This window comes from Rhodopseudomonas palustris (genome assembly GCF_013415845.1).
Classification (GTDB): domain Bacteria; phylum Pseudomonadota; class Alphaproteobacteria; order Rhizobiales; family Xanthobacteraceae; genus Rhodopseudomonas; species Rhodopseudomonas palustris_F.
Map to the genome: position 1 here is coordinate 5,063,973 of NZ_CP058907.1, position 12,697 is coordinate 5,076,669.

Annotated in this window: 15 protein-coding genes; all 15 read right to left on the minus strand. The window is 63.3% G+C overall.

The window, feature by feature from the left end; all coding sequences use genetic code 11:
* Positions 1-39 precede the first annotated feature (39 nt).
* Entirely contained in the window at positions 40-1,599 is a 1,560-nt protein-coding gene (gene nifK, locus HZF03_RS23220; protein ID WP_011160150.1) for a nitrogenase molybdenum-iron protein subunit beta, read from the minus strand.
* Positions 1,600-1,687: 88 nt separating this feature from the next.
* Positions 1,688-3,151: a nitrogenase molybdenum-iron protein alpha chain gene (nifD, locus tag HZF03_RS23225; protein ID WP_011160151.1), complete on the minus strand. Its 1,464-nt coding sequence runs from the start codon at positions 3,149-3,151 to the stop codon at positions 1,688-1,690.
* 71 nt (positions 3,152-3,222) lie between these two features.
* Entirely contained in the window at positions 3,223-4,119 is an 897-nt protein-coding gene (gene nifH / locus HZF03_RS23230) for a nitrogenase iron protein (RefSeq protein ID WP_011160152.1), read from the minus strand.
* 578 nt (positions 4,120-4,697) lie between these two features.
* Positions 4,698-5,600, minus strand: coding sequence for an SIR2 family protein (locus tag HZF03_RS23235; protein ID WP_119017357.1), 903 nt, complete (start codon positions 5,598-5,600; stop codon positions 4,698-4,700).
* Between the two features lie 15 nt (positions 5,601-5,615).
* Positions 5,616-5,894, minus strand: coding sequence for a hypothetical protein (locus HZF03_RS23240; RefSeq protein WP_012497768.1), 279 nt, complete (start codon positions 5,892-5,894; stop codon positions 5,616-5,618).
* A gap of 2 nt (positions 5,895-5,896) precedes the next feature.
* The gene (nifT, locus tag HZF03_RS23245) at positions 5,897-6,097 is read right to left on the minus strand and encodes a putative nitrogen fixation protein NifT (protein ID WP_011160155.1); all 201 of its coding nucleotides are present in this window, start codon (positions 6,095-6,097) and stop codon (positions 5,897-5,899) included.
* Positions 6,098-6,134: 37 nt separating this feature from the next.
* Positions 6,135-6,368, minus strand: coding sequence for a nitrogen fixation protein NifZ (locus HZF03_RS23250; protein ID WP_011160156.1), 234 nt, complete (start codon positions 6,366-6,368; stop codon positions 6,135-6,137).
* Positions 6,368-6,667, minus strand: coding sequence for a nitrogen fixation protein NifZ (locus HZF03_RS23255; protein WP_011160157.1), 300 nt, complete (start codon positions 6,665-6,667; stop codon positions 6,368-6,370). Before HZF03_RS23255 ends, HZF03_RS23250 begins: the two co-directional genes overlap by 1 nt.
* The gene (locus HZF03_RS23260; protein WP_119017356.1) at positions 6,664-7,449 is read right to left on the minus strand and encodes a 4Fe4S-binding leucine-rich repeat protein; all 786 of its coding nucleotides are present in this window, start codon (positions 7,447-7,449) and stop codon (positions 6,664-6,666) included. The genes HZF03_RS23255 and HZF03_RS23260 overlap by 4 nt, the downstream gene beginning before the upstream one ends.
* Positions 7,439-7,978 carry a tetratricopeptide repeat protein gene (locus HZF03_RS23265; RefSeq protein ID WP_011160159.1) on the minus strand — a complete coding sequence of 180 codons (540 nt, stop codon included), beginning with the start codon at positions 7,976-7,978 and terminating at the stop codon, positions 7,439-7,441. The genes HZF03_RS23260 and HZF03_RS23265 overlap by 11 nt, the downstream gene beginning before the upstream one ends.
* Before the next feature lie 3 nt (positions 7,979-7,981).
* Complete coding sequence (locus HZF03_RS23270; RefSeq protein WP_011160160.1) at positions 7,982-8,338, minus strand: HesB/IscA family protein; 357 nt, start codon at positions 8,336-8,338, stop codon at positions 7,982-7,984.
* A 10-nt stretch (positions 8,339-8,348) separates the two neighbouring features.
* Positions 8,349-8,570 carry a 4Fe-4S binding protein gene (locus HZF03_RS23275; RefSeq protein WP_107357105.1) on the minus strand — a complete coding sequence of 74 codons (222 nt, stop codon included), beginning with the start codon at positions 8,568-8,570 and terminating at the stop codon, positions 8,349-8,351.
* 23 nt (positions 8,571-8,593) lie between these two features.
* Entirely contained in the window at positions 8,594-10,150 is a 1,557-nt protein-coding gene (gene nifB / locus HZF03_RS23280) for a nitrogenase cofactor biosynthesis protein NifB (RefSeq protein ID WP_119017355.1), read from the minus strand.
* Between the two features lie 158 nt (positions 10,151-10,308).
* Positions 10,309-10,503, minus strand: coding sequence for a 4Fe-4S binding protein (locus HZF03_RS23285; RefSeq protein ID WP_011160163.1), 195 nt, complete (start codon positions 10,501-10,503; stop codon positions 10,309-10,311).
* A gap of 271 nt (positions 10,504-10,774) precedes the next feature.
* A complete protein-coding gene (nifA, locus tag HZF03_RS23290) occupies positions 10,775-12,529 on the minus strand; it encodes a nif-specific transcriptional activator NifA (protein ID WP_011160164.1) in 1,755 nt (584 codons plus the stop codon).
* Between the last annotated feature and the right edge of the window lie 168 nt (positions 12,530-12,697).

A 12,697-nucleotide genomic window follows, 5' to 3' on the forward strand; every position in this document is an offset into this window, starting at 1 on the left:
GCGGCGCTCCTGACGGTCAGGTGGTCCGAACGTTTGGCATCAGCGGATGATATCGAAGCTGACGTCGGTCTTGCCGGCAGTGTTGGTCGCCTTGTCCATTTCGTCGAAGATCTTGTCGAGGATCTTGACCAGGACGTTCATCGACCCCTGATAGCCCCACACCGGCGAGCGGTGGTGGTGGTGGCGGTCGAACACCGGGAAGCCGAGGCGGATCAGCGGGGTGCCCGTGTCGCGCTCGAGATACTTGCCGTAGGTGTTGCCGATCATGAAGTCCACCGGTTCAGTGAACAGCAGCGATCGCAGGTGCCACAGATCCTTGCCGGCGTAGACCTTGCAGCCCGCTCCGAACGGCGACGAGTCGAGCAGAGCCTGAACCTTGGCTTCCCAGGCCTTGTTGCCGTTGGTCGCCAGGATGTGGACCGGCTCGCCGCCGAGTTCGAGGATGAATTCGGCGAGGCCGTAGCAGAGGTCCGGATCGCCGTAGATCGCGAACTTCTTGCCGTGGATGTGGGCCGAGGAGTCACCGATGGCGTCAACCAGACGGCCGCGCTCCTTGGTCAGCGCTTCCGGGATCGCCTTGCCGGTGATCCGCGACACCGCCTGCAGGAAGCGATCAGTGCCGGCGATGCCGACCGGGTGGTTGAACGCGACCACTTCCTGGCCGTGATCGGCGATCGTCGCCAGGGTCTTCTCGGTGCAGAACTCCTGCATCGAGATCGTCGCCTTGGCGTGGACCGCGTTGGCGGCCTGCTCCAGCGTGGTACCGCCGTCGTACATCCGGAACTCACCGTCGGCCGGGGTATCCCAGACGTCGCTGTTGTCGCCGAAGATGGTGTAATCGACGCCCATCAGTTCAAAGATCCGCTTGATCTCGCGGATGTTGCCGACGGTGTAGCCGTCGAACCCACCGAGGAAGTTGATCGACTCGTTCGGCTTGCGCTCGAGCTTTTCCACGGTGCCGGACTTGCCGTCCCAGAAGTGCTCGACGATGCCCTTCATCGTGTTGTCGTAGCCGGTGATGTGGCTGCCGACGAACGCCGGGGTGTGGGCGTAGGTGACGTCGAATTCCTGCGGGACCGAGCCCTTTTCCTTGGCGTTCTTGATGAACGCATTGAGGTCGTCACCGATGACCTCGGCCATGCAGGTGGTCGAGACCGCGATCATCTTCGGCTTGTACAGCGCATAGGCGTTGGCCAGGCCGTCGATCATGTTGTTGAGGCCGCCGAACACCGCGGCGTCTTCGGTCATCGACGAGGAGACGCACGAGGTCGGCTCCTTGAAGTGGCGGGTGAAGTGGCTGCGGTAATAGGCGACGCAGCCCTGCGAGCCGTGCACGAACGGCAGCGTTTTCTCGAAGCCGACCGCGGCAAACACCGCACCGAGCGGCTGGCAGGCCTTGGCCGGGTTGATGACGAGAGCTTCGCGAGCGAAGTTCTTGTCCTGGTATTCCTTGGTCTTGGTCCAGTCCGCGACGCGCGTGACCTCGGCATCGCCAACATAGTTCTCGAAATTCTTCCGCTTGTTCTCCATCAACTCTTCGTACTGGGGCTCACGGAAGAGTTCGAAGTGATCGCGGATCTTCTCTGCGGTCTCGGTCATGGTGGTGTCTTTCCCAAGAATTCGGTGACACGGCGCTTCCGGCGGCTGACGCCGGAAGGCCGGGGTGTGATGGTTCAGCTCCGAGTCTTCAGCTCCAAGGCGCCTTGGTCAGTTTCCAGACCGGGGCATTGATCGCGATGTCCATGTCGCGGGCGAAGATGCCGAACCCGTCGTAGCCATGATACGGGCCCGAATAGTCCCAGGAGTGCATCTGGCGGAACGGAACGCCCATCTTCTGGAAGATGTACTTTTCCTTGACGCCCGAGCCGACCAGATCGGGACGCACCTTCTCGACGAACTTCTCGAATTCGTAGCCGGTGACGTCGTCGTAGATCAGCGTGCCGTCCTTCACGTAATGGGTGGTGCGCTGATAATCGTCGTTATGGCCAAATTCGTAGCCGGTTCCGACCACTTCCATGCCGAGATCTTCGTAGGCACCGATGACGTGGCGCGGACGCAGACCGCCGACATACAGCATCACCTTCTTGCCTTCGAGGCGCGGGCGATATTTGGCGATCACCGCTTCCATCTGCGGCTTGTACTTGGCGATGACGCGCTCGGCGCCTTCCTTGATCTTGTCGTCGAACTTCGACGCGATCTCGCGCAAGCTCGCTTCGATCTTGGTGGGACCGAAGAAGTTGTATTCCACCCACGGAATCCCGAACTTCTCTTCCATGTGCCGCGTGATGTAGTTCATCGAGCGGTAGCAGTGCAGGATGTTCAGCTTCGCCTTCGGGGTATTCTCCAGCTCGGCAATGGTGCCGTCGCCGGACCACTGCGCGATCACGCGGAGGCCCATCTCCTCGAGCAGGATGCGCGAGGCCCAGGCGTCGCCGCCGATATTGTAGTCGCCGATGATCGCGACGTCGTAGGGGGTCGACTGGAAGCCGGCATTCTTCTCGCCAGCCTTGTCGAACACCCAGTCACGGATCACGTCGTTGGCGATGTGGTGGCCGAGCGACTGCGACACGCCGCGGAAGCCTTCGCAGCGCACCGGGATGATCGGCTTGCCGTCATACTGCTTCGACTTGGCCTTCGAGACCGCCTCGATGTCGTCACCGATCAGACCGATCGGGCATTCCGACTGCACCGAGATGCCCTTGGAGAGCGGGAACAGCTCCTGGATCTCGTCGATGATCTTGCCGAGCTTCTTGTCACCTCCGAAAACGATGTCCTTCTCCTGGAAGTCGGAGGTGAACTGCATCGTGCCGAAGGTGTCGACGCCGGTGGTGCCCTTGTAATAGTTACGGCGCGAGCCCCAGGAATACTGGCCGCAGCCGACCGGGCCGTGGCTGATATGGACCATGTCCTTGATCGGGCCCCACACCACGCCCTTCGAGCCGGCGTAGGCGCAACCGCGGATCGTCATCACGCCGGGGATCGACTTGATGTTGGACTTGACCGAGCACTCCGCCTTTTCGGCGTCGTACGTATTGAGGTGCTTGGCGCGACGCTTGGCCGACTTGTCCGGATAGGCCTCCAGGACTTCGCCGATCAGCTTCTTGTTACGTTCCTTGATGTCCGCGGGGGATTCTGCGACTGCGGTGCTCATCGTTGTTCCTCGTATCTGGGGCCGCCGGAATGGCGGCCGGTCGCGCTAGGCGACCGGCCTGGCTGATGCGATCAGGCGGACGCGGCGGCCGCCTTGGCGGCTTCCTTGGCCTGCAGTTCGGCGAGCGCCTGCTCGTCGGTCTTCATGATGCCGAAGTCGAGCAGCATCTGTTCGAGCTCTTCCATGGTGATCGGGGTCGGGATGGTGCCCTTGCCGCCGTTGGCATGGACCTTCTCGGCCAGCGTCCGATACTCCTTGGCCTGCTGGCTGTCGGGCGCGTACTGGATCACGGTCTGGCGGCGCAGCTCGGCGTGTTGCACGATATTGTCGCGCGGCACGAAGTGGATCAGCTGCGAGTTCAACCGCTTGGCCAGCGCTTCGGCGAGATCGAGCTCGCGGTCGGTCTGGCGCTCGTTGCAGACCAGGCCGCCGAGGCGGACGCCGCCCGACGAGGCGTACTTCAGAATGCCCTTGGCGATGTTGTTGGCGGCATACAGCGCCATCATCTCGCCGGACATGACGATGTAGATTTCCTGGGCCTTGTTCTCGCGGATCGGCATCGCGAAGCCGCCGCAGACCACGTCGCCGAGCACGTCGTAGGAGACGTAGTCGACGTCCTCATAGGCGCCGTTCTCTTCGAGGAAGTTGATCGCGGTGATGACGCCGCGGCCGGCGCAACCGACGCCCGGCTCGGGACCACCGGCTTCGGTGCACTTGATGCCCTTGTAGCCGACCTTCATCACGTCTTCGAGTTCGAGGTCTTCCACCGAACCCGCTTCCGCGGCGAGGCTCAGCACCGTGTCCTGCATCTTGGTGTTGAGGATCAGACGGGTGGAGTCCGCCTTGGGGTCGCAGCCGACGATCAGGATCTTCTGACCCATCTCGACCAGCGCCGCGAGCGTGTTCTGCGAGGTGGTCGACTTGCCGATGCCGCCCTTGCCGTAGAATGCGATTTGCCGAAGTGCCATGTTTTCTCTCCGTTGACCTAATGCCGTTTGATCGATTTGCGCCGAGGCGCAGCCTTCTTCCGTTCAAAACCGTCGCACGGCTCAGATGCGGACGTTGCCCTTTGCAGTACCTGCTCGGCCAACCATCCCTCGCCTTGCTGATCCCTGTTTTGCAACGAGCGTGCCAAGCGTCGCCGGAGACGAAAAAGTGTGTGTTTTCGCGGAGATGTAGAATGTCCGGGCAGAATGTACGTAGATGTTTAGAATCCGACATCGCTGCCGAGCGGACGACATCCCAGGGGACGGCTGTTAGAAACGAAACAAACTGATACCGGCCGGGGAGCTAAGCGAGACTCTGTCGCAACTTGAGATCGACTTCGCTGCGTCATTGCGTGCGAAGCGACGCAATCCAAGGCCCGGTGCATGGGGATCCTGGATTGGGCTCCCCGCAATCACGAGGATAGCGAGTGCACGCATCGTCGTGCCCGGCCTTGTGCCGGGCATCCACGACTACGGCAGGGCTCCCGGAGCAAGAACGTGAATGGCCGGGACGAGCCCGGCCATGATGATCATTGAGGTTGGGAGAAACGAAAAAGTGTCTAAGCCGTCAGCGCCTGACTCTGCAGCAGTTCGCCGAGCGTGGCGACGAACTTCGTCAGCGGCCAATCGATGCGGGTGATCGCCTGTTCTTCGAGGAAGCGCTGCTCGTTGCGGGTCGGCGTGTCCGGAAGCACCGCCCAATGCCGGGCAGAGGACCGCTTCATAATCTGACGGGCAAAGACGCGATCGAGCTGGTTGTCGAACCGACAGCCCAGGAACAGGAAATGCCGGTCTTTGCGCTGGTCCTGCACTGTCAGCGGAATCGGTGTCTGAATGTCGATCTCGGTCAGGACTTCGACATAGTCGCTGTCGGACACCAGGAAATTCGCGGCCGGCACCACCGAGCCGATCGGCTGATACAGCATGGTGTTCCAGCCGAGCGCTTCGTCCGGCACCGGCGCATACAGCGGCATCTCGTCTTCGGCAACAATGCCGGGGGCCGGCTCGGCGATTTCGCTGCCGTCGGGCCGATAGTAATTCACCCAATGGCCGTGGTGTTCGCTCTGGCTGACGCCCTGTGCCATGCCCCAGTTCTCACGTCCGGCAAAGGCCTTTTGCGGCAGGTCGTCGTACCAGGCATGAACCAGCAGCGGCAGATCGGGCAGCGATGCCAGCATCCGATGCAGCTCGTTCGGCTGGGGCGAGGACCGGAACGCATCGGCCATCATCGTCGTCAGCGTCTTGCGGTGCTTGAAGTTCTCGATGTATTGCGCGGCGCCGGTGAGATTGTTGCGGACCTTGTGCGGCACCGTGGTCTTCGCAGTGAGCCGTGCCACCAGCTCGGCGGGCGAGGTCGGCACGCTGCTGGTCTCGCCGAGCGCGACGCAGGCGGAGCCGAGATAGGGGATGATCCGCCCGCGCACCAAGCCCGCGGCGATGTCGTCGAGTGCTTGTGCCGGCATCTTCCTGCTCCCCTGTCAGATTGTTCTTGCGGTCTTGTGATGCACCACCACCAGGCCGGTCGCGCGAGCCGCGTCGGTGGTGATGGTCCAGCAGTGATTTGATCCGTCGACCAGATAGACGCTGAATCGCGGATAATCGCGGAACGGCTGCTCCGCATAGATGTCGGATGCGTCGCACTGCGTCAGCGACAGACCGGGAAGTTCCTGTCGCACCGTCTTCAGCGCACCGGCCTCGGCCGCGTCGCCTCCGAGCAGCGCGTCGAGCCGGGCGAAATCGTCGGGCGACAGCGCCATGGTCAGAGCTTGCGCGCTTCGACGGTGATCGGCAGCGGGGTGTCCGCGGCCATCGCCGGCAGTTCGAGCTGCCAGCCATTGGCCAGCGTGACCTTACCGCCCCACAGCGCCGGATTCTCCATCTCGACGATCAGCTCCTCGAGGTCCTTCTTGGCGACATAAGCCGAGTGCCCGGTTGCGGTCTTGCGGATCATCACTTTCATCGAGGGTGGTCCTTTGCTTGGCCGCCGCGGCGACGGGTCAGAGTGCGGTGATTTCGTCTTCAAGGCAGCCGATCACCCGGTGCTCGGCGAATTCGACCAGATAGACCGGCCGATTGGTTTCGGTGTGCAGGCCGATCCGGACGATTTCGCCGGCATCGCCGCTCTTCACCAGCAGCGCGTCGTCCGGCTGATCCGGAAAGCTGCCGTCGTTGAATAGGTCGATCTCGGCGCGGACGCGCTGGCCCCATTGGTATCGCGGCTCGGGCGTCATCACACGGCCTCCTGGGTTTCGGCCTGAAAGGCTTCGACCGCGGCCAGCTCACGGCGCTTCATGCCGACGATGCGGCCCTGCGCCACGAAGTCGACGCCATAGATATAGAATTGCTGCAGGAAAGTGCCGATCGAAACGACGTAGCCTTCGTCGCCCTTCTTCACCAGCACCTCACCGATTTCCTTGCCCGGAAAGGTGCCGTCGTTACGGATGTTGAGCCGCGACCGGACCTTCTGGCCGTATTCAAACTCCGGCGGGCCGTCGAGCTCGACGATGTCGCTGTCACGCGCGATGTTCATGGCGAGGGCTCCGTTGCGGGTTTGAGCTGGGCAGGTTCGGTGAAGCCGCTGCGGCTACGCGCAAGTTCGCGCACCAGCGGATCGGGATCGTCGAGCAGCGGCGCCAGTTCGTAGGCGTCGACACGGCTGGCTACTTCGTAGCGAACCCGCCAATCGGCGTCGCCGAGCATCGCCAGCAACCGGCCCGGCGTCATCCGCCTGGCGGCTTCAAGACGAACTTCGCCGTCTTTATCCATCGCGATCTGCGCCAGCCATTCCGAGCCGATCCGCCGCGCTACTTCGCGGCGCACGCCAGGATCGGGATCGAGCACCAAGAGCGGCAGCAGGCCGGGCGAAGCCCGCCGCGCCACGATCTGGCGAACATAGTAGTCTTCGTCGCTCGCCATCGGTCGCAGCTCGTCGTCGCTGAGCACCGAGGCGACGCGGATCCGCACCTCGCGATGCGGGTCACCGCGCAGGCCGAGCAGATAGCGCTTGGGCAGCCGGCGTGCCGCGCTCCACCGCACCGTCTCGTCGGGATCCTGCAGCAGCTTCGGCAGCAGAAACACTGTGGCGTAGCCGGCCGCGACCGCGCGCGTTTCGAAATACGGATGGTCGAGATAGGAGTCAGCGAGCGCGCGATTCTGCTGGAAGAACCGCTCCAGCCGCCGCGCATAGCGGTCCTGGACACAAGCCTTCTTCAATTCGCACTGCCCGGCAGACAGCAGCTCGTGATGCGGGCACGACGCGCAATCGACCTCGTTGCCCTGCCAATCGCGGGCTTCGTCGATGTCAGTCGTCATCGTCCTGCCCTATCCGCCGCCACACATCGAGCAGCACGGCGGCGCCGACCTTGTCGGTCGGATCGAGCTCGAGCAGCTTTTCGACCGCCGCGTGACCTTCGTCGAGCTGGCCGAGCCGCATCTGCAAATACGCGTAGGCCTTCAGCGCGAACAGATAGAACCGCGGCAGCACCGCCGAGTAGCTGGAGAACTCGGCATCGCCGCGCCGCACCTTGCGCCAGTCGGATGCGAGGCCGTTGTCGCGGGCAGCCTTGCACAGGCAGGCCTGCGCCACTTCTAGCGCCTCGCCGAGGCGGCCCTTGTAGAAATAGAAACGGTACAACCCAATCAGCACTGCGGCGTGGTCGGGTGCCAGCAGATGAGCCTCGCGCAGATGTTGCTCCGCCAGCGCCTCGCTCTGATAGTCGCGCCCCGCCAATTCAAGATGCCGATGCGCATCCGCCGGCAGACCAGCGCCGAGCAGCGCCCCGGCCAATAGCGACTGCTCCGGGCCGGACATCGTCAGCTCGCTGTGCATCAGGTCGGGCATGGCTCACAGCTCCCGCAGCTGATGCAGACCGGCGGCCGGCTTGGGGCCGCTGTCGCTGGCGCACTGACAGTTCGATCCCTTCGGATCGTGGAACATGAAGCCGCTCGAGGTCGGCGTCTCCATGAAATCGATCACCACGCCTTCGAGCAGCTTCAAGCTCGATTCCGGCAGAAACAGCTTGTAGTCGCCGCGATCGACCACCGCGTCGCCGGTGTGCGGCGCGCCGGCGATATCGAACTGGGCCGACAGGCCAGAGCAGCCGCCGGCGCTGACCACCAGGCGGAAGCCACCGGTACCGCCGCTGAACCGCAGCATGCGACGGATGAATTTTTCGGCCGAGGGGGTGAAGCTCATATCCATCGGAATCGCCTCATGCTGCCTGGTAGCGCGGGACGGAATTGTCGATCACGCAGGTGCCGTCGACCGGGCACACCGCGACACATTGCGGCTCATCGTAGTGGCCGATGCACTCCGAGCACTTCGAAGGGTCGATCGCAAAAGTGCCGGCCTTTTCGAAGATCGCCACATTCGGGCACTGCGGCTCGCAGGCCGAGCAGCCGGTGCATTGCGAGGCGACGATCTTGTAGGCCATGGTCGTTCCCCTTCCGCGTCGTCCTAGGCCTCGGTGAACGCGCCCTGGCGGATCGTGGCATCGCCTCGCGCGACGTGGCGGATCTCCGACTTTCCGACGCGTTCCAGGTACTGCTTGAAATACGCGATCACCGACTGCTCGATGTATTCGAATGCGTAGGTCTCGACTGCCTCGATGCCGGCGCCGGCGAGCGAGTCCTTCGGGCACATGCCGATCTTGGCGACCAGAACGGCGGTGCAGTCATTCAGCGCCTTGAGGATCGGCTCGATACCGGTTTCGCTGGCGTAGCCGCCTTCGCAATACAGATCGACACGGCGGTGGCCGACAAACTTCGCACCGGCGGTCGACACCTCGTAGATCTGGAACTCGTGGGCGTGGCCGAAGTGCTCGTTGATAACGCCGCCGCCCTTGGTGGCGATCGCCACCTGGATCTTGATGGTCGCCGTCTCGTCGGCGAGCTTCTCCAGCTCGCGCTGCTTGGCGACTGCGATCGCGTCGCGCTCGGCCTCGACCTTGGCCTGGTAGGCCTGGCGCGCGGCGAGGTCGTATTCGACGTCCATCGCCATCACCTTTTCGGTGGTGAACTCGGCGCTGCGATCCTCGCCGAGCAGGCCGACCGCGTCGGCGCGGCACTGCCGGCAGTGCCGCATCATGTTCATCTCGCCTTCGCAGGCGTCCTGCAGCGCCTTCAGCTCCTGCGCGGTCGGGCCGCGCTGGCCCGACAGGCCGAACGCAGTGCCGTGCTCGGCTTCGGAAATCAGCGGCATGATGTTGTGCAGGAAGGCGCCGCGCGACTTCACCGCCTTGTTGACCTCGATCAGGTGCTCGTCGTTGATGCCCGGGATCATCACCGAGTTGACCTTCACCAGGATGCCGCGTGCGACCAGCATCTCCAGTCCGAGCAACTGCCGCTCGCTGAGGATCTTCGACGCCTCGACGCCGGTGTAACGGCGGTGATTGTAGAAGATCCACGGGTAGATCTTCGCGCCGACCTCCGGATCGACCATATTGATCGTGATGGTGACGTGATCGACCTTCATGGCGGCGATCTGCTCGACATAGTCGGGCAGCATCAGGCCGTTGGTCGACAGGCACAGCTTGATGTCGGGCGCGGTCTCGGTGACCAGCTCGAAGGTCTTGAAGGTCTTGGCCGGATTGGCAAGCGCATCACCCGGACCGGCGATGCCAAGTACGGTCATCTGCGGGATGGTCGAGGCTACTGCGACGACTTTGCGCGCGGCCTGCTCCGGGGTCAGCTTCTCGCTGACCACGCCGGGACGGGATTCATTGGCGCAATCGTATTTGCGATTGCAGTAATTGCACTGGATGTTGCACGCGGGCGCGACCGCGACGTGCATGCGGGCGAAGTGATGATGCGCCTGCTCGCTGTAGCAGGGATGATTCTTCACCTTCTCCCAGACTTCCGGCGGCAGATCGCTGGGGCCAGCGGCCGAGCCGCAGCCGGTCTTGCCGGCGCCGCTCTTGCTGCTGCAGCCCGATTGCGCCGCGCTCTTGCGCATCTCGTCGAACGACGTCGTTCCCAGCGCGCTGAAATCGTGCAGTTGCAGCAGCTTGCTCATATCCGGGCCTCGTTCGATCGCCGCACGACGGGCGGCTTGTCGGTGGGTGATGGTGCTGCAACCGAGCCGGCGAAGATCAGGAGCGATCCGCGGGCGCGGCGATCCATTGAAGACGGCGTCCGACGGTCAAGGCGTCGGCCGTCTTGCAAGATCACGCGTCAGGCCGGCACGCAGGTGTTGTCGACCGGGCAGACCGAGACGCACTGCGGCTTGTCGAACTGACCTTCGCACTCGGTGCACTTGGTCGCGTCGATCACATAGGTGCCGCGCTTCATGCTGATCGCAGCGTTCGGGCATTCGAATTCACACGCACCGCAGACGGTGCACTGGGAGGTAACAATCTTGTAGGCCATGGTCGGCTCCTGGTTCGCAGAGGGCTGCTGACCAGTTGTCTTTCAAGCCGCGTGCCAGATGCCTGATGATTGATTTTAAAGAGTTATTTCTCGCCCTGAGGGGCTGTGCCGGTGTAAGGCCCCCGACACTTGTCGCAAGTCTGACAGGCATCCTGACCCGTCATCGAACTTCGCAAGACACCACAATGATCTGCTTCGAAGCGCCCACAGACAGACAAGGCGCGGCGCCAGGGGGCGTCGCGCCTTGTCTGATGATTTCAAGCGAGAAGGGTCAGAAGTGCTTGAGCTCGATGTTGTGCTTCTTCAGCGCGTAGCCGATCTGGCGCGGCGTGAGGCCGAGAATGCGTGCGGCCTTCGCCTGCACCCACCCGGCTCGCTCCATGGCGTTGATCAGCCGCTCGCGCTCCGACATGTTCGATTCGTCGGATGGCATCTCGGAACGAACCGGCGCCGGCGCAAAATCATCCGCTGATGCGACCGGCTCGCGCGGATGGACGATTTCCACCGGCGCCTTGCGCGGCAGCACCTGCAGGGGGATTTCGGGGCGTGGGCGCTCAGGCGCGGGCTCGGCGTGGCCTTTCCACAGGATCGCCGACAGGCACTCGTCCTGATGACAGGCGAAATCGCTGTCGCGGATTTCCGGCCCCATCGCCAGGGTGGCGGTGCGGCGCACGCAGTTCTCCAGCTCGCGGACGTTGCCGGGGAACGAGCAGGCCTTCAGCAGATCCAGCGCGTGCGACTCGAAGGCCAGCTCGCGGCCGTTCTCCTTGTTGAAGTTCTTCAGGAATTCGCTCGCCAGAAGCGGGATGTCGCTGGGCCGGTCGCGCAGCGGCGGCAGGATCATCGGCACTACATTGATGCGGTAATACAGATCGGCGCGGAATTCCTTGCGCGCCACCGCCTCTTCCAGATTGCGGTTGGTCGCGGCGACGATGCGGACATTGACCTTGATGGTCTGGTTGCCGCCGACCCGTTCGAATTCCTGTTCCTGCAAGACGCGCAGCAGCTTGGCCTGGAACGACGCGGAGATCTCACCGATCTCGTCGAGGAACAGCGTGCCCTTGTCGGCGAGCTCGAACCGGCCCTTGCGCGAGGCGATCGCGCCGGTGAACGCGCCCTTCTCGTGCCCGAACAGCTCGGACTCCAGCACCGATTCCGGCAGCGCCGCGCAGTTGATCTTGATGAACGGGCCGTTGGCGCGCGCCGACAATTCGTGGATCGCTTTTGCGATCAGCTCCTTGCCGGTTCCCGACTCGCCGCGCAGCAACACGGGCGACTGCGACTTGGCGATGATGCTGACCTTGGCCAGCAGTTTGCGGATCGCCGGGCTCTCGCCGACGATGCCGTCGACCTTGACCCGCTTGCGCTCGCGCTCCGGCTTCAGCTCGGACAGTTCCTTCTGCAGCCGGTGGCTTTCCGCCATCAGCCGCTCGCGGTCGCGGGCGACGACGCGGTGCAGCTTCACGGTTTGGCCGATCAGATTGGCCACCATGGTGAGGAAGCGCACGTCGGCGTCCATCCGGAAGTGCGAACGGCCATCGCGGACGCGGTCGATACTCAGCGTCCCCACCACCCGCGAGTCGATCCGGATCGGCACGCCGATGAACGACACCCGGATTTCGTCGGTGGCGCCGAGCGCCATGGCATCGGCGGCGGTGAACATCGGATGGGCGGAGACGTTGTCGGCGACCAGCGGCACCGCGGTCGCGACGATCTGGTCGATCGCCTTCTGCGGCAGCCGGGCGCGATAGCGGTTGTCGCTGCCCTCATTCCAGCCGACCCCGACGGTAATATCGGGCACGCCGTCATCGGCGAGCAGCGACACCACGCCGTTGCGCATCTGCAAAAATGACTGCAGCAGGTTGACGACGTTGGCGAGGGTGATCTCCAACCGCGCCGGTGAGGTGAGGATTTTCGAGATCTCGAAAATGCCGGTGAGCGCGATGTCACTCAGCGGTATCGGAGGATGGGTCATCGAAGGCGACGGGTACTCGTTATCGACAAGGCGAATTTCGCGCTGAGCCATAGCTGGTCTCCATCGCTCCCGAGCCTTCCCCCGTCAGATCCGGAGCATTGGCGGATTGTGGATGAATTCCAACCAGATGTCGTGCTCATCTTGGCTGCATGACTGCGGAAGTTATGGCTAGCTCTGCTTAGTTCATTACCACTGGCAAAAATACTGATAATCAACTGA

What these genes read in the sequence shown, in the direction of transcription:
- nifK (WP_011160150.1), bottom strand. Translation starts at nt 1,599, where the DNA reads ATGACCGAGACCGCAGAGAAGATCCGCGATCACTTCGAACTCTTCCGT.
- nifD (WP_011160151.1), bottom strand. Translation starts at nt 3,151, where the DNA reads ATGAGCACCGCAGTCGCAGAATCCCCCGCGGACATCAAGGAACGTAAC.
- nifH (WP_011160152.1), bottom strand. Translation starts at nt 4,119, where the DNA reads ATGGCACTTCGGCAAATCGCATTCTACGGCAAGGGCGGCATCGGCAAG.
- HZF03_RS23235 (WP_119017357.1), bottom strand. Translation starts at nt 5,600, where the DNA reads ATGCCGGCACAAGCACTCGACGACATCGCCGCGGGCTTGGTGCGCGGG.
- HZF03_RS23240 (WP_012497768.1), bottom strand. Translation starts at nt 5,894, where the DNA reads ATGGCGCTGTCGCCCGACGATTTCGCCCGGCTCGACGCGCTGCTCGGA.
- nifT (WP_011160155.1), bottom strand. Translation starts at nt 6,097, where the DNA reads ATGAAAGTGATGATCCGCAAGACCGCAACCGGGCACTCGGCTTATGTC.
- HZF03_RS23250 (WP_011160156.1), bottom strand. Translation starts at nt 6,368, where the DNA reads ATGACGCCCGAGCCGCGATACCAATGGGGCCAGCGCGTCCGCGCCGAG.
- HZF03_RS23255 (WP_011160157.1), bottom strand. Translation starts at nt 6,667, where the DNA reads ATGAACATCGCGCGTGACAGCGACATCGTCGAGCTCGACGGCCCGCCG.
- HZF03_RS23260 (WP_119017356.1), bottom strand. Translation starts at nt 7,449, where the DNA reads ATGACGACTGACATCGACGAAGCCCGCGATTGGCAGGGCAACGAGGTC.
- HZF03_RS23265 (WP_011160159.1), bottom strand. Translation starts at nt 7,978, where the DNA reads ATGCCCGACCTGATGCACAGCGAGCTGACGATGTCCGGCCCGGAGCAG.
- HZF03_RS23270 (WP_011160160.1), bottom strand. Translation starts at nt 8,338, where the DNA reads ATGGATATGAGCTTCACCCCCTCGGCCGAAAAATTCATCCGTCGCATG.
- HZF03_RS23275 (WP_107357105.1), bottom strand. Translation starts at nt 8,570, where the DNA reads ATGGCCTACAAGATCGTCGCCTCGCAATGCACCGGCTGCTCGGCCTGC.
- nifB (WP_119017355.1), bottom strand. Translation starts at nt 10,150, where the DNA reads ATGAGCAAGCTGCTGCAACTGCACGATTTCAGCGCGCTGGGAACGACG.
- HZF03_RS23285 (WP_011160163.1), bottom strand. Translation starts at nt 10,503, where the DNA reads ATGGCCTACAAGATTGTTACCTCCCAGTGCACCGTCTGCGGTGCGTGT.
- nifA (WP_011160164.1), bottom strand. Translation starts at nt 12,529, where the DNA reads ATGGCTCAGCGCGAAATTCGCCTTGTCGATAACGAGTACCCGTCGCCT.